This is a genomic window from Acinetobacter sp. YH01019 (genome assembly GCF_013420285.1).
Classification (GTDB): Bacteria; Pseudomonadota; Gammaproteobacteria; order Pseudomonadales; family Moraxellaceae; genus Acinetobacter; species Acinetobacter gandensis.
In genome coordinates this window covers 1-20,713 of sequence record NZ_VOYM01000020.1, presented here as the reverse complement: position 1 = coordinate 20,713, position 20,713 = coordinate 1, and the positions used below count along the sequence as shown (strand labels likewise).

The 20,713-nt window shown below is 39.5% G+C and carries 20 protein-coding genes and 1 pseudogene; 3 read left to right on the top strand and 18 right to left on the bottom strand.

Translation table 11 applies throughout. From position 1 onward, the window contains the following. Positions 1–19 precede the first annotated feature (19 nt). The 9 genes from FTT84_RS07020 to FTT84_RS06980 form a co-directional block, all read right to left on the bottom strand. Positions 20–1,096, bottom strand: coding sequence for a M48 family metallopeptidase (locus FTT84_RS07020; protein WP_180057258.1), 1,077 nt, complete (start codon positions 1,094–1,096; stop codon positions 20–22). A 14-nt stretch (positions 1,097–1,110) separates the two neighbouring features. After that, a complete protein-coding gene (locus FTT84_RS07015; protein WP_180080634.1) occupies positions 1,111–2,223 on the bottom strand; it encodes a YjgN family protein in 1,113 nt (370 codons plus the stop codon). Between the two features lie 123 nt (positions 2,224–2,346). Continuing rightward, positions 2,347–3,183, bottom strand: a complete 837-nt coding sequence (gene fghA / locus FTT84_RS07010; protein ID WP_180080636.1) for an S-formylglutathione hydrolase — start codon at positions 3,181–3,183, stop codon at positions 2,347–2,349. Positions 3,184–3,213: 30 nt separating this feature from the next. Next, the gene (locus tag FTT84_RS07005) at positions 3,214–4,596 is read right to left on the bottom strand and encodes a C13 family peptidase (protein WP_180057253.1); all 1,383 of its coding nucleotides are present in this window, start codon (positions 4,594–4,596) and stop codon (positions 3,214–3,216) included. 125 nt (positions 4,597–4,721) lie between these two features. Continuing rightward, entirely contained in the window at positions 4,722–5,540 is an 819-nt protein-coding gene (locus tag FTT84_RS07000) for a class I SAM-dependent methyltransferase (protein WP_180057251.1), read from the bottom strand. Further along, the gene (locus FTT84_RS06995; protein WP_067761907.1) at positions 5,534–6,358 is read right to left on the bottom strand and encodes an undecaprenyl-diphosphate phosphatase; all 825 of its coding nucleotides are present in this window, start codon (positions 6,356–6,358) and stop codon (positions 5,534–5,536) included. The genes FTT84_RS07000 and FTT84_RS06995 overlap by 7 nt, the downstream gene beginning before the upstream one ends. Before the next feature lie 12 nt (positions 6,359–6,370). Beyond that, positions 6,371–7,036 (bottom strand): tRNA (adenosine(37)-N6)-threonylcarbamoyltransferase complex dimerization subunit type 1 TsaB, encoded by a 666-nt coding sequence (tsaB, locus tag FTT84_RS06990; RefSeq protein WP_180057249.1) that lies wholly within the window; start codon positions 7,034–7,036, stop codon positions 6,371–6,373. Positions 7,037–7,187: 151 nt separating this feature from the next. Next, entirely contained in the window at positions 7,188–7,718 is a 531-nt protein-coding gene (locus tag FTT84_RS06985; protein WP_180057247.1) for a gamma carbonic anhydrase family protein, read from the bottom strand. Between the two features lie 59 nt (positions 7,719–7,777). Further along, on the bottom strand, positions 7,778–8,380 hold the full coding sequence (locus FTT84_RS06980) for a CoA pyrophosphatase (RefSeq protein ID WP_180057245.1): 603 nt from the start codon (positions 8,378–8,380) through the stop codon (positions 7,778–7,780). A gap of 126 nt (positions 8,381–8,506) precedes the next feature. On the opposite strand from FTT84_RS06980, the gene FTT84_RS06975 reads away from it, so the two are divergent. Next, entirely contained in the window at positions 8,507–9,055 is a 549-nt protein-coding gene (locus tag FTT84_RS06975) for an NUDIX hydrolase (RefSeq protein ID WP_180057243.1), read from the top strand. A 56-nt stretch (positions 9,056–9,111) separates the two neighbouring features. Here FTT84_RS06975 and FTT84_RS06970 read toward each other — a convergent pair whose 3' ends face one another. Both FTT84_RS06970 and FTT84_RS06965 read right to left on the bottom strand, forming a co-directional pair. Beyond that, on the bottom strand, positions 9,112–10,425 hold the full coding sequence (locus FTT84_RS06970; RefSeq protein ID WP_180057241.1) for a hypothetical protein: 1,314 nt from the start codon (positions 10,423–10,425) through the stop codon (positions 9,112–9,114). 72 nt (positions 10,426–10,497) lie between these two features. Continuing rightward, positions 10,498–11,505 (bottom strand): DUF6160 family protein, encoded by a 1,008-nt coding sequence (locus tag FTT84_RS06965; RefSeq protein ID WP_180057239.1) that lies wholly within the window; start codon positions 11,503–11,505, stop codon positions 10,498–10,500. A gap of 255 nt (positions 11,506–11,760) precedes the next feature. On the opposite strand from FTT84_RS06965, the gene FTT84_RS06960 reads away from it, so the two are divergent. Beyond that, positions 11,761–13,101 carry an anthranilate synthase component I family protein gene (locus tag FTT84_RS06960; RefSeq protein ID WP_180080638.1) on the top strand — a complete coding sequence of 447 codons (1,341 nt, stop codon included), beginning with the start codon at positions 11,761–11,763 and terminating at the stop codon, positions 13,099–13,101. Between the two features lie 169 nt (positions 13,102–13,270). Here FTT84_RS06960 and hisC read toward each other — a convergent pair whose 3' ends face one another. The 7 genes from hisC to FTT84_RS06925 form a co-directional block, all read right to left on the bottom strand. Further along, positions 13,271–14,365 carry a histidinol-phosphate transaminase gene (hisC, locus tag FTT84_RS06955; RefSeq protein WP_067761931.1) on the bottom strand — a complete coding sequence of 365 codons (1,095 nt, stop codon included), beginning with the start codon at positions 14,363–14,365 and terminating at the stop codon, positions 13,271–13,273. A 72-nt stretch (positions 14,366–14,437) separates the two neighbouring features. Continuing rightward, a complete protein-coding gene (gene hisD / locus FTT84_RS06950) occupies positions 14,438–15,739 on the bottom strand; it encodes a histidinol dehydrogenase (RefSeq protein WP_067762024.1) in 1,302 nt (433 codons plus the stop codon). Between the two features lie 184 nt (positions 15,740–15,923). Continuing rightward, complete coding sequence (hisG, locus tag FTT84_RS06945) at positions 15,924–16,625, bottom strand: ATP phosphoribosyltransferase (RefSeq protein ID WP_067761934.1); 702 nt, start codon at positions 16,623–16,625, stop codon at positions 15,924–15,926. Next, positions 16,625–17,881: a UDP-N-acetylglucosamine 1-carboxyvinyltransferase gene (gene murA / locus FTT84_RS06940; RefSeq protein WP_180057233.1), complete on the bottom strand. Its 1,257-nt coding sequence runs from the start codon at positions 17,879–17,881 to the stop codon at positions 16,625–16,627. Before murA ends, hisG begins: the two co-directional genes overlap by 1 nt. 6 nt (positions 17,882–17,887) lie before the next feature. Then, positions 17,888–18,139: a BolA family iron metabolism protein IbaG gene (gene ibaG / locus FTT84_RS06935; protein WP_067761938.1), complete on the bottom strand. Its 252-nt coding sequence runs from the start codon at positions 18,137–18,139 to the stop codon at positions 17,888–17,890. A 134-nt stretch (positions 18,140–18,273) separates the two neighbouring features. Then, the gene (hpf, locus tag FTT84_RS06930; protein ID WP_067762026.1) at positions 18,274–18,606 is read right to left on the bottom strand and encodes a ribosome hibernation-promoting factor, HPF/YfiA family; all 333 of its coding nucleotides are present in this window, start codon (positions 18,604–18,606) and stop codon (positions 18,274–18,276) included. A gap of 164 nt (positions 18,607–18,770) precedes the next feature. Next, on the bottom strand, positions 18,771–20,225 hold the full coding sequence (locus FTT84_RS06925; RefSeq protein ID WP_180057231.1) for an RNA polymerase factor sigma-54: 1,455 nt from the start codon (positions 20,223–20,225) through the stop codon (positions 18,771–18,773). A gap of 143 nt (positions 20,226–20,368) precedes the next feature. Between FTT84_RS06925 and FTT84_RS18040 the strand changes: the two are divergent. Beyond that, a pseudogene (locus FTT84_RS18040) lies at positions 20,369–20,527 on the top strand (dihydrolipoyl dehydrogenase); the annotation flags it as partial. Positions 20,528–20,713 lie beyond the last annotated feature (186 nt).

Sequence of the window (20,713 nt, the reverse complement as noted above, 5' to 3'; positions counted from 1 at the left end):
CCTTAAATTAGCAAGGTTCTTACTGATGCTGATGCGCTTGATAATTTCTCACTGCATCAATACGGGCTTTCGTTGCAGGATGTGATTCAAAAAAATCCGTCCACGATTTTTTATCTTTAGTTTCTGCTTTGCTCTGTTCCGATTCAGCTTGATCATGTTTTGTATCTTCTTTACGTTCTTCATCTTCCATACGCTGTAAGAAGTTTGCAAAGTGTGCTGTCGGAATATTTTGCTGGCTCATGGTTTTCAGCGCATATAAATCTGCTTCAGACTCAAAGTCACGTGAATAACTTGCCCCGACCGCAGCAATGGGCAAGCTGGTCAAAATATCTGAACCATCACCAGTAATCATCAACAAGATTATACTAATTCCAAGTCCTGAAAGGCTTTGCTGCAAACTATGACGCTGTACCAAATGCCCTTGCTCATGCGCCAATACACCAATCAGCTCAAAATCATCCTTAGCCATTTTCACCAATTCATCTGTCACGATAATGGTGTTATTTGGAATTGCTAAAGCATTTGCACCAATACTACCTCCACCACGAAAAATCAGTTTTGCTGGACGTTGTTCAGCAACTAAATGCTGGTACTTTTGCAAAAGTTGTTGTTGTCGTGCTTTGGAAAGCTTGGTCGGTTCAGTCATTTCTAAGACATATTTTTCAGCTTGATCGCCCCAACTTTTCATTGCAGTTTCAGGTAATTGATTTGCAACGACATGAGAAGCAACTGGAATCCCCCACTTAATCAGGATAAAGGCAAAAGCCACCACAAAAACCACACTAAATACAATCAGAGCAGGCGAACGTTCGAGCTTCCATACCGAATTCCAGCGACTTTTGGCTTCTAAATTAAACCATTCGGGCAAAGGTTGGTGAAAATCCAAACGTGCATCATTTTTCAATTCAATCACCGGTTGAATATCACCAAGCGCTCCAATCAGTGTCATGTCTTTATAGGTATAGTGCTGAGTTTGTGCATATTGATCACCATAACGCACAATCACTGCATGCTCGCCATCTGCACTCACCTGTGCATCATAAGGCTTAGAAATTTTCCCATCATAATAGGTTGCATTTACCACAGCTGTATTCATGCGTTTCACCTCTGTTATAGGGAAATATCCAAGTCAAAAATATCTGATAATTCTTCAGCAATCGCATTATGATCTTGCTGCATTTGATTTTGTAATTGATCTGGATCATCAACTAACATTAGTCGTAATGATTCAGTTTGATATTTATATAAACGCACCACAGCCCAAGGTGTCAGCAAACCTAAACTGATGACCTTGGCAAACCAATTACTCAGTACAATCCATGCATAACGCCATTGATTACAATTGGTTTGAAATTGGCTACGGCTCAGCGTGGTGTTATTCCATGTGGTAATAAATAAGCGAGCTGCGGTGAGTGGCCAAATAAACATATAACCAAGGAAATATGCTGCTGCCATTAAAAATACATAATATGCGGGGTTTAAACCGTCTGAGCTGCCAAATAAAATTGCCATCAGGATGGATAAAACTGCAATGCCGCCCATAAATACAAAAAGTGGCATATACATGGCACGCATGTAATCACCCCAAGACGCATTTAGACTAAACTTGAGCTGTCCCAAATATAAATGATTCAGACATTCTCGCTTATATAGCCACACAGCGACTGGGGTAAATAGCCCGAGTGTAAACACCACCACGGCTAAACATTTGGCAAAACACCAATAAGCACTTTTATTTGTTCCTGAAAAAAAGAAGCGGCTATTGCTAAATTTGCTGTTGCGCGCACGGAAACGAATTGTCGAACGGATTAACCAAGGTACAGCAAAGAAAATCAGCACAAATCCGGCTAGAAAGGCTTCCCAAGAATATTTGACTGCTAAAGAGAAACCACCATATACCACCAAAGCAATGATTCGCCCAACTAAAATTTTGGTCGGCAATCCGGTAAAATCAAAACGGCGCTGGAAAACCCAAGTATTACCATAAAAGTAACGTAAACGACGGACTTTGGCCCAAGGTGCATAAAACCCAATAGTAATAATGGTCAATAAAATATTAACAATCCAAATCCCAAAATATTCAGATGCATTGCCTTTAAAACGAAAGGTGTAGTTCCGACCGAGTAATTCTGCCTGATCAGTCTCACCAAAAAGCGTGGGAGGCATTTCATTGATTATTGGTAAAGCTGGCGGTAAATCAGTTTCGAGCTGAGAATTTTGCATAATTTATTCTTATAAATCTAAAGTGTTATGGTTCATATACGCCCAAAACAAAATGAGCGTGAATGAACTTTGAAACAATAAAAAGGCCGATACGTGATCAGCCTGTAAATAGTAGCATGAAAATTAAGCTTGCAGTTGTACCGCATGGAATTGTAAATGATCATCCATAAAGGTTTGAATAAAGTAATAACCATGATCATAGCCCGCGTGTTCACGCAATGTCAGCGCCTGACCGACACTGTCACAAGCCTGTTGGAACAAGGCTGGATTTAACTGGCTATAAAATTGATCGTCTAGGCCTTGATCAATTAAAATTTCTTTAAACAAGGCACCTTTCACAGCAACCAATGCCGTCGCATCATGGGCTTGCCAAAAGCCTTGGTTCACACCTAAATACTGGCCAAATGCTTTTTCACCCCATGGGCATTGACTTGGTGCACAAATCGGGGCAAAGGCAGAGACAGATTTAAATTTATCCGGATGTTTCAAAGCTAGAGTTAATGCTCCGTGCCCGCCCATACTGTGTCCAAAAATCCCAATTGCATCTGCTTGAACAGCAAATTCAGCTTGTACTAAAGCATAGAGTTCATCGGTAATAAAACTTTCCATTTGATAATGCTCAGCCCATGGCTGTTCAGTAGCATTAATATAGAACCCTGCACCTTGTCCAATATCCCAATGATCACCCTTTGCCACAGCATCACCACGTGGCGATGTGTCTGGACTAATTAAGATGAGCCCAAGTTGAGCAGCTAGACGCTGTGCATGTGCTTTAATTGCAAAGGTTTCTTCTGTACAGGTTAAACCGGCCAAGTAAAACAGCACTGGACACGCCTGCCCCTGAAGCGCTTCAGTAGGTAAAAAAATACCAAAACGTGTCGAAGATTTTAGGCTTTCCGAATCAAATTGATAAATTCGTTGTTCACCATTGAAACATTGATTGCGCTGTACTAATTCCATGATGCATGTTCCTAATTTCGAGTGACACCCTTAAGGTGTTTCAGCCGCTTTTGTTGTTGGCGGAAATAAACGTTGTTCTAATTGCGGCAACATCAGTGCCATATTTTTACCGATTGACCATTGTGGTTCAGAAGGTTCAAAGCCCTGTGCAGCTTCCCATTTTGCAACTGTTTCTTTGGCCTGGTTAAAAGCACCTTGCATATTGGTTTGTTCTCGCATCGCTTGATCAAAGAAAGCACGACCAAAATAGGTATAATCCGCTTCATTTGAACAACCAAATGACTGACGGTCAGCGGCGGATGCGGTGATAATTAAGGTATTTTCATTTTGAAGTGCTGGCACAAAACTACCCGAATAGCATGATGAAATCACAATCACACGCCAACGAATACCTGAAGCATCCAAGGTTTCTTTTAACCATTTTGGATCAACCTGTGCTAGATCTAAAGGTGCATTTTCCATCTCAAACACATTCGGTAAACCATGTGAAGTCATGTATAAGAACAACACGTCACTTTCACGATTCATTTGCTGACCGATACGACGCAGCGCCAACTCCATACTGGTTTTAGAGGCAATTGGAATTTCAGTCCGTGTCGCAGGATGGTTAATTAACTCGACAGAACGCCCGTACGTACCGAAACGCGTATCAAATTGTTCTTTAATCCTTTCAATTTCAAGCTTAAAGACATCTTGATAGCTGGCACCAGCAACACCTAAGAAATACCAATGTGATTGCGCAAATTCACCATATTCAATAGCATCAAGCGATTTATTCAGTAATTTACTTTGCGCGTAAAAGGCATCTTCGGCAAAACTTGGCGGAACTTCCTCAACCTTCCAAATTGGTTGGTCTTTGACAGAAACTTGCCAAACCACCAAAGTAAATAGCGTCGCCAACATAATCAGCGCACGTTCCCACCATGGCCATTTCAGTTCACGTGAGAATACCCATACCACTGCAAGACTTTGCCAAACAAACAGGACAATGAACAGCGTTGGAATATAGTCATATAAAATATAAGGAAGATAATCAAGATCACCCAAATATTGAATCAAGCATTGAAACAACATGATGTGTGTATCAAGCACCAACCAAAGCAGTGCAGGCACTAGCATCAGACGCGGATTATTCACCCGCTGTGACAGGAAAATACCAACAATTAAAGCAATGAAAGGCCAAAGTGCATAACTAATTAAACCTTGCGGGTTAAATTCACCAATTCGACCAGTACTGAGCCAACTGAATAAGCTGTTTGCACATCCACCTAATATCCCCCAAAACACCAATTGCAACATGGATGGGCGGACAATTTGTAAAGATCGACGCGAACCTAAAAATAACCACATCCCCGCAGTTTGGTTGCTTTTAAAATCATGCCAAAAATTGATGGAGGGTTTGAAATCAATCATAGAGTTCTGATGTGGGCCTAGGCTCGCTTAATTGCACAAATAATTTTATGCCTGATGTTATTTTTAGCAATGCTATTTTTTAACTATATAACAAATCTTTGAACAATTTTGAAGCAAATATCATTTTAAGCTACAAGTTCATGCTGAAAGTAAGCATCAAAACGACACGCATCCCCTTGCCATTGATGTTGAGGTTCAGTATTTGCCAAAAAAACCGCTAAACGAGGACGCTTAACAACAACGCGACGTGCAACTTTTTGTGCCAAAGCCAATAAATTATCACCTAAATCCATTTCACCGTCTTCAGGTAACAACATATGTAACAGCTGCATTTGCTTTTTGACTTGCGCTTGCTTCTTTACTGCCTGCTGATTTTGATCGCGCTGCGGGAACATTGGGTCTAAGTAAACCACATCAAAAACTTGTTGCTGTTGAGCCTGCTCAATTAAATAATCTGCAGAATCAGAAAAGACCAACTCAATACGTGCCACAACAGCACTTAAAAATGCATCTTGTTGTGCACGCTGATGTGAATCTTCCAACAATGTAAATAAGATCGGATGACGTTCAACTAAAGTAACTTGTGCCCCAAGATGTGCCATTAATAAACTGTCATGGCCCAGACCAGCAGTCGCATCAATTAAACTCGGCTTCTCAGCTAAATTACACGCACGTGCAATCATTTCAGACTTTATTGATGCGCGCTTTAAACGTCCAATTTCTGCGTTCCAGTCGGGTTGCATCTTCATGCCATTGGCACACAGCCACAATCCATCTGCATCCACACAAAGTGCCAATTCCGGATTTAAACGTAAAAATCGCGAATTTAATTTTTCAACCGATTCAATATTTACAGACACACCACGTGAAGAAAGCACAGCAGAATACTGCTGTGCTTTCTGGTGAAATTCTTGTTCAGTATATAAGCGGATGTCGCTTACCATAATTTCCAGCCTGTAAATGCGAACAATAAAATCAATAAACCTGAAAAGATTCGATACCACGCAAAAATCATAAAATCACGCTTTGCGACATAAGCAACTAAAGCACGAATTAACAATAATGCGGATACAAAAGAAACAATCAAACCAACAGCGATGACGATCCAATCTTGCGTACCTTGGAATACATCATAACTTTGATACAAATCCAGTAAGCCTGCACCAACAATGACCGGAATACCCAAGAAGAATGAGAACTCAGTAGCTGCTTTACGTGATACACCTAAGAACATTGCCCCAATAATAGTTGCACCTGAACGAGATGTACCCGGAATCAAAGAAAGCACCTGAATTAAACCAATCCAAATGGCATCCTTAATTGTTAAATCTTCTACTTCTTTTGCGCGGACTTGTGGCGGGTTTTTCTCAATCCAAATAATAATCAAACCACCAATAATCAACCCTATCGCAATCGCAATATTATTGAAAAGTAGTGCTTTTACCGTTTGCCCAAAGCTAAGACCAATCAGAACAATAGGAATGGATGCTAAAATTAAGCCAAAGCCTAAACGACGGCCTTTTTCTTCACCCGTCACCATCCCTGTCGCTGCGCCCCATAGGCGAGCCCAGTATTCATAAATAACTGCAGCAATTGCACCCATTTGAATGGCAATCACAAAAACATCACTTTTTTCTTTGGTCCAGAAGTTCATTAATTCTGAGGCTAGAATCAAATGCCCTGTACTAGAAATAGGTAAGAATTCGGTTATCCCTTCAACAATACCCATGATTGCCGCTTTGAGCAGCAGTAAAAGATCCATATAAAACCCTAGTTATGGCTTGCCTTGTTCTGAAATTTTTTTCCAAGCATTATCACGTAAATATACAGGAAGTGCTAAATCAGCACTTACCCATGCTTCTCGTTGTGCAGCTTCGCGGGCAATAGTAGCAATATCCTGTGCCGTTGCACTTAAGTCTTTGTATTGTGTTTGTTCTTGCTTAATTAAATCTGAACCAGAGCCCACAACAGTAAACTTAATTTGCTGCGCTGCCTCTGTATAATTCAACATCTGTTCAGAATCAACTGCCTGCATAATACCAGCAGCATCTAACTGATAGCTCGCCACGTAGACTTCCTGCATACGTGCATCAAGTACAGCTGACACTTCAGTTAAACCATGTACGCGATAGGCTGCTTGTGCCAATGCTTGCAACGTTGAAACAGGAACTACAGGTAAATCATTGGCCCATGCCAAAGCCTGTGTTACTGCTGCATTGATACGCACACCACTAAATGAACCAGGCCCACGACTAAATGCAATCACAGTTAAATCACCAAGTTCAGTCGCAGTTTGATCAAGCCCTTGCTCAATCATTGGGAGAATCGTTTGTGTCTGCGCCTTTGCCCGTGTATCGAGTTGAAAATAAAGTTCCTGAGTTTCATCTACAATCGAGATGGAACACTGCTCATTGGCAGTTTCCAATGCCAGTACTTTCATGCGCAACCTTAATTAAATTTAATCTTAAAAAACGTGGAATATGATACTCCACTCCTTCCCAGTTCGCGAGATTTTCCATTCAACAATAACCTCGCATATACGAAAGCCCCGAAATAATCGAGGCTTTTGTATTGAGTAAGGATGTCACATTTTATAATTCAGCCACTTCTAGCTGGATAAAATTTTTAAAATGCGTGGCATAGTGCATGGCGCTCATTTTTAAACGAAGCTCGGCTTGTTCATCTAATGTTTTTACTACTTTGCCTGGTGAACCCATCACGACCGAATTATCTGGTATCACTTTTCCTTCTGGAATTAACGCATTAGCACCAATGATGCAGTTTTTACCAATGACTGCATTATTTAAAACCACCGCATTAATGCCAATTAGACTGTTATCCCCTACGGTACAACCATGTAACATGGCTTGATGCCCAATGGTGACATATTGACCAATATGCATTTCAATGCCCGCATCGGTATGTAGCACTGCATTTTCCTGCACGTTTGTATAGTCGCCCAAGCAAATTCGGCTATTGTCCCCACGAATGACTGCACCAAACCAAACACTAACTTCACGACCCAGTTCAACCTGACCAATGACCGTCGCATTTTCAGCAACCCAACCATCCCAAGGTTGATGTGTGGCTTTTGGGCTATATCCTTGAAACTTATACAACATAATCAAACATCCTAATTTGATAATTTTTCATTAATTATTCAGCTAGTTTAAATTTAAAGCTATAGATTAATTTTAAAAGCAGGTGAATTTAATAAAAATGGCCATTCTTTTTGATAATTTAATCCATAGCGAAATAGTGAAATCAGCATGCGAGCTGTGAGTCCCCAAACAATTTCATTTTCTACTCTGAGACTTGGAAAATATAAAGATTGCTGCGCAAACCTAACTTCATAAGGCGATGCCGGTGTTTCTAATAACTGTTTCATTGACGCAAAAAAAATGCGGTCAATTTCTGTCGGCTGTGGAATCAATTCAACATCAGGTGGAATCAGACCAACGATCGGTTTGACCAACATCCCATTTCTAGCTTTTTGCATAGGTAAATCGCCCAATAACTGTACATCAAATGGATTTAAACCCGTTTCCTCTTGAGCTTCACGCAGCGCAACTACAATATTACTGATATCTTGTGCATCACGCTTTCCACCAGGGAATGACACTTCTCCAGCATGATTATTTAAATATAAAGATCGGCGAGTAAGTAAAATTCGTGGATTTTCTTCGTGGGTGATCGCTATTAACACAGCCGCATGTGCAGGTTGAATACGTTTTGAAAACCGTAAACTTTGCTGCAATTGCTGTGTCAATAATCTGGCTTCCATCCACTTCACCACCTTGTTTTTATCATTTCCTCATCATAGCTGAATTTTGTTTAGGCTGGTTAGAAATGATGCCAAAGTTCTAATTTTCAGTTATTCTGACGTTTAACTTTATCATTGACGATGAATATGAACTTTTGCACAAACTGCGGACAGAAAACCAAAGAAGCAATTCCACTTGGTGATCATCAATTACGTCGTATTTGTACCGCATGCGGTTTTATTCATTATGTCAATCCTAAAGTGATTTGTGGTGCGCTCGCCATTTGGGAAAATAAAGTTTTACTTTGCCGTCGCGCTATTGAGCCACGCTATGGTCTATGGACACTTCCCGCTGGCTACATGGAATTGTATGAAACCATGGAGCAAGGTGCAGCACGTGAAACCCGTGAAGAGGCTGAAGCCGAAGTAGATATTCAACAACTCTACTGTATGTACAATATTCCGCGGATTGGACAAATTTACGCACTTTTTAAATCAGATTTAGTGAATGGTGAATTTGGTGCAGGTGATGAAACGATCGAATCTCGCCTATTTACCGAAGAAGAAATACCTTGGGATGATTTAGCCTTCCCAAGTGTAGAAAGAACCCTTAGACATTACTTTGAAGACCGAAAAACCGATCAGTTTGAGATGCATTTAGAAACCCTAGGTACGCGCCTTGACCATACAGGCTAATGCTTTTAGATTTTATAGTCGCTAAAAAAGCCCATCATTGATGGGCTTTTTTATTGTTATTTTTTCTTCACGCTATAACATTGTGCAAGTGAAATTGAAATCTCCCCACCGCTCAACTTAGCAATTTCCTTCGCTTCAGCATCGGAGTCATTTTGCTTGCTATAAACATTCGTAAAGCTGGCCAAACTATTAGCCCATTTCACTTTCTGATTATCAGAATCCGTCAAACTAATTGCAGGCTTGGTGCCAGCATCAGCGGCAACTAATTTTTCCAATTGAACCAAAGCACCGCCCACAGTCATTGATGTATTGTCCGAAGTTTTCACACTTGAGTTCATACCAATCAAAGCACCGTCCAAAATACCAAAGAACTGATCCGCTAAGATCATTCGAATAGAAATCGTGTTTGGATTAACCCCACCAATTTTGGTAAAAGTTCTTGAAACAGTTCCTATTCGATACTGCTGAACTTGCTTTTGATCTTTCATTAGAAATTTATCTAGCACATCGCCATCCGCATTAGTGCTATTACAGCCATCAGCACTTGTCGATAAATCCACATCAGTAAGCGGTTTCGTCAACGCATTTGCTGCAACACCCGCAGGAATATTGGTACGAATATCGCCATTTCGGTCTATAACAACGCCTAATTTCACCGATTTAATACTGGTATCAGTGAACTTAAATGATAAATCCGCATAAAGTGGGAAAATATAGTTTTCACCAGTTGCGACATTATTAATCGATTTAAAGACAGATTTATCCAAATAAGACACTGGATAAAGTTTATAAAGATCTAGAGTCCCTTTATATTTGGTACCACTAATGGTCTGATCCCATGTCCCCAATCTTTCTTTGTCTATTTCAGTCGGCGTATAGGTTTCAGCTAACCCCATTAATGTTTTGTAAAGATTTCCTGCAGTGCCGATCACCATTTTGTCTGCAAGCAGCATTCCCTTACGTACAATCAGCGGATCTGAGCCTGTTTGATCTACATCAAATTTAAAACCAAGATTACGACTTTTATCAATAGATTTAGTTAATGGATCTATCCAGTTATCCTGTGCCGTCGCGGTCATACGAACGGGGCGAACTTGAGTCAACAATTGCATATTGGTCGTGCCAATCGTAGATAAATTTTTATCTACTTTCCCACGCCATTGTAGCCCACTACCAAAAGTCATACCTTGGCGATCCGTCATTAACATGAAATGACCAAATAAGTTAATTTTTTCCTTGTCGGTCAGTTCACAAACATCTTTATCACAACCGACTAAACCGTTTGAACCACTAATTGCAGAAATGGCTTGTTCAGCGGTTGAAAATAATGCAAATTCAGGCTGGAATACCGCTGCTGTTGAAATATTCATTAGCTTTTGGACGACTGTAAAAGCATCCGCATTACTGATATCTGCTAATTTAAGCCAAGGTGTAAATAAGGATTAGTGTCCAGATACAGTAATTACAGAACCAGGTACAAATTGACCTTGAGCAGGACTGTAATAGGTACGTAAACCCTGAACTTCGATATCGCCAATTGATGCTGCTGCAGCACTACCTAAATGAACACCTTTAACATAAGTATCAATACCCTTAGCATCATCATTTACAATACGTAGGAAACCGTTACCTGTGTTAGCTGAAGCACCATATACAGAAATAGCCGATTTTAGATCCAAATCTTTAGAATCCGTATTCGCTACCTTGATACTATCGATTAGAATTTCACCCGCCACACCAGTCACACCTTTAGTTGAACTATCCAAGATGCCAAGATCGGTGATTTCCAATCCACCCTGCATTACAGAGTTTAGTTTAATCATCGCGCCTTGTGGTGCTGCACCGAGTTGAACGTTAGCAGACATGATGCCTGTTTTAATACCAAGTCCTGATAAAATTGCATTGTAATTTGAACTATCACCGCCACGACGAATCGCTGAAGTCGCTGTACCTTGAGTACCTGATGCAGTTACACCAATTTCACCAATATGAATTTCAAGGCCTGATACTTGAGCAGCAACGTTAATAAATGCACCACCTTTAGCAGCAGTACCAGCATCTGTATCAATTACCAAGTCAGCTAAATTATGTGTATTAAGTAAATGTGTTCCACCATCTTTATAGTTCGCACCGACGAAAACACCAAAGTCAGCAGAAGAAATTTTTGAACCATCAGTTAATGTGATTTCTTTTGCCTTCGCCGCATCAGTAGTACCTTGAATAACAATCGCACCAGCTGTCGAAGTACCACCTAATGCTGTATTACTCAAACCATCATTATCATGTACAAATAATTTATCAACAGTAACTTTAGAAATTCCAAGACCAATACTTAAACCGTCTTGACCAGTGGTTGAGCTAAGCGCTGCATCATCCATTGCTTGCATAGCCATAGCATTAGCGCTAAATGCGATTGAAGAAACTAAAGCTAATTTAGTGAACTTTTTCATACTTTACTCTCCCAAGAGTATTTATTTTTTTGATTGTCAACCACTCGATGTTTTACGCTGCATATTTATTTTGTGGCAACGTTTACACCATTTCCTTGAGTAGCTTGCTCGCACGATTAAATTATATCCAACGAAGCAATTGATCAACTGTTGTTGGTCGCAATCTATTTCTTACCGACAAACGGTATTTTCAAGTAAAACAATTGAGGAATGTTATAAACTATTCTTTGTTCTTTTATTGATGTATAGCTGTAGATGTCTCTATCCTCAACTTACAAAAAATTTATTTTTAAACATGATATTAGTGTTAATAAAATATTAAAATTTTTTGCAACTCTCCCTCATGTAGTATATCTGCAGAATCAGCAGTGCCCGATTATCGGACTCATGCCTACATCTTATGTACAAATAATAAACAGTGAGATTCAATCTTTTAAACGTGGTGGCATATCTGAATATATCGCTTCTGATGAGCACGCAATTTTAAATTTTGAGTTTAATAGCGCTAAAAATAAAAACACGCCTAGTTTTACAGGGGGTCTTATCGGTTTTGTCAGCTATGACTATGCTGCCAATCAACATACAAAGATAAGTATAAAGGCACAACCGAGTTTATTTTTAGGTGAATTTAAAAGCTATTTAAAACTAGAATCAACTGGCTGGTATTTTTATAGTCATGAAGATATAGCTGATGATATTTTCAACTATATTTTAAGTTTAATTGAGTCAAATCAAAGCACATCAGTTTTTGCTTTAACCACTCCCTGCCAAGCTCGATGGACAAAATCAGAGTACGATTATGCATTCAACTCCGTGCAAGAATATATTAAAGCTGGCGATTGCTATCAAATTAACTTAACACAGGAATTTACGGCTAAAGCCTATGGCTCTTTAGTAGATACAGCTGATGATTTCTGGAACTTAACCCAAGCCCCATATTCTGGCTACTTACGCGTGGGTGATTTTGAGTTATTGAGTTGTTCACCAGAATTATTTATTGATTTTCAGGCTGAGCGCAAAATCATTACTAAGCCTATTAAAGGCACAATGCCACGTCATGCTAATGCTCAGAAAGATGAAGCCTCAAAACAGAGACTTAAACGCTCAGAAAAAGACATGGCTGAAAATGTCATGATCGTAGATTTGCTGCGAAATGATTTAAGCGTATATGCTGAAACCGGCTCAGTGAAAACACCAAAATTATTTGATATAGAAAGTTTCAATCAAGTCCACCATATGGTGAGTGAAATTACAGCGATATTAAAACCGGATGTTAACCCATTAAATGTTTTAATGTCGGCTTTACCTGGCGGATCAATTACTGGTGCCCCTAAAATACGTGCCATGCAAATTATTGAAGAACTTGAAGCTGCTCCACGCGGAGCATATTGTGGATCATTAGGTTATTTTAATCATGACGGTACAGGTTGTTGGAATATTTTGATCCGTTCTATTCAAAAATATCAAGAAGATGTTTCGTTGTGGGCTGGTGGTGGGATTACGATTGCTTCGGACTGTGATGCTGAATATCAAGAGTGCTTTGATAAAGTCGAAGCGATGTTAGATTTACTCAACACTTGGTATACGCCTGAGTAAATAAAAAAACGACTCGATTGAGTCGCTTTTTTATCAATCTCCCCCTTGCGAAGCAGTGTTTCTCACCTTTTCCAAAGGAGGGAACTTCCGATTTTTAACCTATGGGAAGCCCCTCTTTCATAAAGATGGGAATTCCTCACTTTTATAAAGGGAGGTTAGGAGGGATTAATTATGCCAAAATATCGTTTTTCAACGTATCCACTAAACGCTGGTTTTGCTCATCTGTACCAATGGTAATACGAAGATACTGATTAATACGTGGCTTGTTAAAGTAGCGCACAATAATGCCACGCTCACGTAATTCAGCCGCAAGCTCACCTGCATCTTTCGTTGGTAGCGTTGCGAAAATGAAGTTTGCAGCAGAAGGTAAAACCTTAAAACCAAGCTCAGAAAGCTGGGCAACCAATTTGTCACGACTTGCAATGACTTTAGCATTTTGTGCTTCAAAGTATGCTTGATCTTCAAATGACGCTACTGCTGCTGCAATTGCAAAACGATCCATTGGATATGAGTTAAAGCTGTTTTTCACTGCTTCAAGCGCAGCAATTAAATGTGTCTGAGCAATAGCAAAACCAACACGCAACCCTGCTAATGAACGTGATTTAGAAGTGGTTTGACATACCACCAAGTTTTCATATTTTTCGACCAATGCCACCGCAGATTCAGCACCAAAGTCCACATAGGCTTCATCAATGACCACAACTGAGTTCGGATTGGCTTGTAGTACTTCTTCAATAGCAGACAAACCAAGTGCAATACTGGTTGGTGCATTTGGGTTGGTAATAATAATGCCGCCATTTGGCTGCTTATAATCATCAACCACAATTTCAAAGTTGTCGTTGAGCGGTAAGATTTTAGTGTTGGCCGCAATACCAAAGAACTGACTATAAACAGGATAGAAACTATAGGTGATATCTGGGTAAAGTACTGGCAGTTCTTGTACAAAAAATGCTTTAAAGATATGTGCTAAAACTTCATCAGAACCATTACCCACAAATACGTGCTCAACAGGCACATTTTGCTGTTTAGCAATCGCTTGTTTCAGTTCAGTCGCATCAGGATCTGGATAAAGACGTAGTACATCCGCTGAGTTTGCTAACACCTTTTGTACCGCTTCCACCACTTTTGGTGACGGTGGATACGGATTTTCATTGGTATTGAGTTTTAAAATATTTTGGATTTTTGGTTGCTCACCCGGTGTGTACGGTTCCAACTCACGTACTTCAGGGCTCCAAAAACGCATTTGTTCATTTGTAATAGACATTTTTTTTCAATCTCGAATTTGGTCTCAAAAAAGGGCTGATCAATCAGCCCCCTTGTAATCTTTTAAAGAAACTTACTGATAACGGTAGCGTGCAGAACGTGCATGCGCATCTAAGTTTTCTTGTTGTGCCAAAATATCAGCCGTTTTTGCTAGTGTTTTCACACCATTTTCTGAGCACATAATTAAGCTTGAACGCTTTTGGAAATCATATACACCCAATGGAGATGAAAAACGTGCTGTACCGGATGTTGGTAACACATGGTTTGGACCTGCACAGTAATCACCGATGGCTTCAGGCGTGTAACGTCCCATGAAAATTGCACCCGCATGACGAATATCTTCCGCCATTGCTTCTGCTTCATCTAAACACAACATTAAGTGTTCAGGTGCAACTTGGTTAATCAACTCTGCACCCTCAGCACGGTCTTTCACCAAAACCAATGCACCACGGTTTTCAATTGAAGTACGAGCAATCTCAGCTTTAGGTAATGCTTCTAAGTGTTTTTCAATCCATTCACCCACCGCATTTAACAAGTCTTCGTCTGGTGTAATGAAAACAGCTTGTGCAACAGTGTCATGCTCAGCTTGTGACAATAAGTCCATTGCTAACCATTCAGCATTGTTTTCGCCTTCAGCATAAACCAAAATTTCTGAAGGGCCAGCAATCATATCAATACCGACTTGACCAAATACCGCACGTTTTGCCGCAGCAACAAAACGGTTACCTGGTCCAGTAATCTTATCAACACGCGGAATCGTTTCAGTACCATAAGCAAGTGCTGCAACCGCTTGTGCACCACCAATAGTAAATACGCGATGTACACCTGCTAAATAAGCAGCCGCTAACACCAATGGGTTTAAGTCGCCATTTGGTGCAGGTACAACCATAATAATTTCAGCAACACCCGCAACATGCGCAGGAACAGCATTCATCAATACTGATGAAGGATACGATGCTAAGCCGCCAGGTACATAAATACCCACGCGGTCAAGCGGTGTAACTTTTTGACCTAAGGTATTACCCAAAGCATCCACATACGTCCAACCATCTTGCTTTTGTGCTTGATGGAACTCACGTACACGATTTGCTGCAAGTTCTAATGCTTCACGCACTTCTGTGCTTAAACCTTCAAAAGCGGCTTTGAGTTGTTCTTGTGTCAGTTCAAGTTCAGAGAATTGATGCGCTGGATGTCGATCGAACTGTTGTGTGAGTTTTAGAACATGAGCATCACCATGCTGACGTACGTCTGCAATGATTTGATCTACGGTTTTTAAAAGTTCTGGGTCACTCACTGTCTCAAAAGCCAACAAATCAGCAAAGATTTGTTTGAAATTTTGATCTTGAGTCGATAAACGTCGCATCAATTTATCCACAATGAAAATAAAGGGAAGCTTTAGTTTACCTGTTTTATCCACTTTTGTCGGTAGCTAGTGCCGAGTATCAACATGAATTTTATTGGAAATAGCATTTGGTTAAATTGATAAATTAATTAACACATTCAAATTCTTAAAAATAAAAAAACCGCCCTTATGGACGGTCTTCTAAAGATAAAGCAAATTATGCTTTTTTCGCAGCTTCGCGTTCTTCTACAGCCTTTTCAAGCTGTGCAAGAATTGGATTCAGCAATTGCTGTTTACGCTTGAAACTTGCTTTGTTCACGATTAAACGTGAAGACACTTTGCAAATTTCTTCCAACGGCTCAAGACCATTGGCACGTAAGGTGTTACCTGTATCGACTACGTCGACAATGTAATCACCCAAACCAACCAAAGGGGCAAGCTCCATTGAACCGTAAAGCTTAATAACATCAACTTGCTCACCTAAGCTTGCATAGTATTGACGGGTTAAATTTACGTACTTGGTGGCAATTTTTAAGCGACCATTTGGACGAACCATACCCACTTTGCCTGCTGTCATTAACTTACAATTGGCAATTTTCAAATCTAATGGTTCATAAACGTTTTGAGCGCCATGCTCCATCAAAACATCTTTACCCGCAACACCAATATCTGCTGCACCATTTTCAACATAAGTCGGTACATCAGAAGCACGTAAAATTAAAATACGCACTTGTTTATGAGTTGTCGGGAAAATTAACTTACGAGATTTATCCGGATCTTCAAGTAAGTTGATGCCTGCTGTTTCCAGCAAAGGCAGTGTTTCTTTTAAGATACGTCCCTTACTTAATGCTAAAGTTAAACCATGATCAAAATTGCCCATAACGTCAAAGTTTGGATCATCGTTTCTCATATCGCTCATTAACTTACTCGCTTAATTTGGGCGCCTAAACCTTGTAACTTCGCTTCAACATCTTCATAACCGCGGTCAATATGATAAATGCGGTCAATCAATGTTTCCCCATCAGCGGCAAGTGCTGCAAGAACCAATGAGAAAGAAGCACGTAAATCCGTCGCCATTACAGGTGCAGCAGAAAGTTTTTCTACGCCTGTTACAACAGCATCATTACCTTCAACCTGAATATTGGCACCCATACGTGCTAATTCAGGTACATGCATAAAACGATTTTCAAAAATCGTTTCTGAAATTGTCGCAAAACCACGACTAATCGCATTGACTGCCATCAATTGTGCTTGCATATCTGTTGGAAATTCTGGGTGCGGCAATGTCTGGAAACTGACAGCTTTAGGACGTTTACCCATCATGTCGAGTTCAATCCAATCCTCACCGCGAGTGACTTCTGCGCCCATTTCTTCAAATTTATCTAAAACAGATTCGAGTAGGTTTGGATCAGTATGTGTTGTTTTGATTTTACCACCCGTGATTGCGGCAGCTGCAAGATATGAACCCGTTTCAATACGATCTGCAACAACAGCATATTCACAGCCATGAAGACTTTCAACACCAGTGACAATTAAAGTATCTGTATCTAGACCTTCAATTTTCGCACCCATTTTGATCAGCATATTGGCAAGATCAGTTATTTCAGGTTCACGTGCTGCGTTACGAATCGTAGTAACACCATCAGCAAGCACAGCGGCAGTTAGAATATTCTCTGTACCACCGACAGTGACCATATCAAATACAACTTCGCCGCCTTTTAAACGACCGTCCACTTTTGCATGCACATAACCTGCTTCAACTTCAATCTCAGCACCTAGAGCTTCTAGTGCTTTAAGATGTTGATCAACAGGACGAGAGCCAATCGCACAACCACCTGGAAGTGAAACTTTTGCACTACCATAGCGCGCCAACAATGGGCCTAGCACCAAAATAGATGCGCGCATGGTTTTAACTAATTCGTAAGGTGCAAATTGGTTATCAAGCGTAGAAATATCTGCTTTAACAGTATCACCTTCATAACTAATTTGAACACCAAGACCAGCGATCAGTTTGACCAATGTATTGACATCTTTTAGATTTGGAACATTCGTCAAGGTAATAGGCGTATCCGCGAGAATTGTTGCAGCAAGTAGTGGCAACGCAGCATTTTTCGCACCAGATATGCGCACTTCACCTTCGAGCTTTGTGCCGCCTTGAATCAGAAATTTATCCATTAATTATTAAGCTCCGAATAAGCTTGCTTTGCGCCATTCTTCTTTGGTCATTGCGCGTATAGTTACTGCGTGTACTTCACCGCTGGCAATGTAGGAGTTCAAAGGTGCATAAACAGATTGTTGACGAGCAACTGGACGCTTACCTTCAAATTGATCATCGACAATACGTAGATCAAATTTGCCGCCCTGCCCACTTACTGCAACTTCAGCTTCTGGAAACGCAGCTTTTAAAATATCAGTGAGCTGTTCACTATTCATCACAAGACCCCATATAGGACTAACGGTGTAAAACCCGTCATTTTACTATAAATCTAAAAAATAATTCATTAGTCACATACATTATATATATAAAAAAAGAGGTTATAAAAAACCTCTTTTTACATTTTTATGTATTATGCCGTTAGAGGCACATAGATCAACTGCATTTTTCGATGCTTATCGAGCTGCTTTTTCAATTTTTCAGAGAGCTTCTTAATAGAGGTATACATATCATCCGCACAGGCCTGGGCAAAAAACTCTGTCCCAGGTAAACGTATAATGGCTTCTGCAATGTGATTATCACTACCTTTTTTTGAACGTTTATCGATTTGATGATCTTTGGATAATTTCACCTGCATACTATTTACTTGATCCAAATGCTTGGTCATTTCAGCAAACTTTATTCTTATATTTTCTTCTATTGCTGGCGTAATTGTTAAATGATGACCACGAATTGTTATTTGCATAGCACTATTCCTCGTCTCGTTAAGGTTTGAAAGTTCAGGGCAAAACATCCTGCGCTATTACAACATCCAAATTTTAAAGCGTCAGAACATTTCAACCATTCCTAAAATAAAAGAGGTTCATTATTTCGTCATAATGAACCTCTAGAATAGTCAGATTTTAAAAATTAGATCAATACTTTTCGCTCAGATGATGATGGAATATGTAACGATTCACGATACTTGGCCACAGTACGTCGTGCCACATCAATCCCTTCTGCATTTAACATCACAGCAATTGCATTATCTGATAAAGGTTTACGTGTATTTTCTTCTGCTATCATTTTCTTAATTTTTGCACGAATAGCAGTCGATGACGCTTCACCGCCTGTAGATGTACCAACATGGCTAGAAAAGAAATATTTCAATTCAAATAAACCACGTGGTGTCAGCATATACTTATTTGTAGTGACGCGAGACACTGTAGATTCGTGCAATTCAACTTCCTCTGCAATATCACGTAAGACTAACGGGCGCATAGCCTCAGGGCCTTGTTCAAAAAAAGCACGTTGATGCTCAACAATACACGTTGCAACTTTCAGTAAGGTTTTGTGTCGTTCATCAATGCTTTTAATGAAATTCTTAGCTTCAAGCATTTGATTACGTAAATACTGATTATCATCACTGTGATCTGCACGCTTAATCATATTTGCGTAGAAAGAATTTACACGAAGTTTTGGCATTACATCTGGGTTGAGTTGCACTAACCAGTGTTCATTTTTCTTTAACACAACAACATCTGGAATTTGATAATCAGACTCTTTATCTTCAAATTCTTGACCAGGATGCGCTTTCAATGTCTTTAATAAAGAAATTGCTAATTTTAATTGTTCTGTATTTAAACCTGTTTGTTTAATTAATTTCGGTAACTCATTACTAATCAAAAGCTCATAATTCTGTAAGAGTACCAAAGCATCCTTTCGACACGGTGTATTTTCAGGCAATGTTTGTACTTGCACCATCAAACATTCCGCTAAGTTTCTTGCCCCTACACCCACAGGATCTAAGCGCTGAATATGCTTAAGTACAACCAATACTTCATCGTCTTCAACTTCTTCTTCATAGTCCATAGACTCTAAAAGATGTTGAACGGATTGTGTAATCTCCTGAATTTCACAATCTAGAAAACCTTTTGTATCCAATGAATCAATAATGCAATGTGCGATTAATTTATCGACAAGTGAAAAATGAAGTAAATTTACCTGTTCAATTAAATGTGCTTGTAAACTTTGATGCCCTTGACGATTATCTTCCCGCTCTTCAAATTCTGCAGCACCTAAACTTGTTGGCTGATGTGTATAAACATCATCCCATTCTGTATCTACAGGTAATTCATCTGGCAAATGGTCAGCATTGAGTTCATTTGTTAAATCTTTACTCTCTCTTTCTTGTTCTTGTAAATTATTTAAGCTTTCAACTGAATTTTGCTCTTCAATTTTTTCCAATAAAGGGTTGCTATCTAATTGGATCTGAATTTCTTGCTCGAGTTCCAGACTTGATAATTGTAATAAACGAATAGCTTGTTGCAACTGTGGTGTTAATGACAGGGAATTGGCAACTCTTAACCCCATAGCAAGTTTCATTAATTACATCCCCCTTATGAACCGCACTTTATAAGCAATTTTTATGCCGTTTTATTTTTTATAACATAAATAACTATTCAAAACTCATTTTTTTGTATTTTTTCTATTCTTTTTATTTATATACGTAATTATAAATTTAAAATTTCACCTTCATTTATAAATACTTAAATTTATCATTAGTTTGGATTCTTGATGAAGATATAACAATACACCAAATTTTAGAAAAACCTTTCTATCATCCCACTTTAGAAGAAGGTTTAAGAACGGCTTTGAAACATGCAAGAAGGCAGCTGAGTTCCTGATTCCTAGGTGAAATAACGCTTTGGTTTTATTCTTTTTGATTTTTATCATTTTTAAATCACGCAGATTCAAATCCCAAGTGCAACACATTTGTAGTTAGTTGAAAAAGTTAGGTGTATTCATAGAATCATTAGACTTTTTCAACTCGCAATTGGAAAGCACACAATGAAGAAATACACCCAACTTTC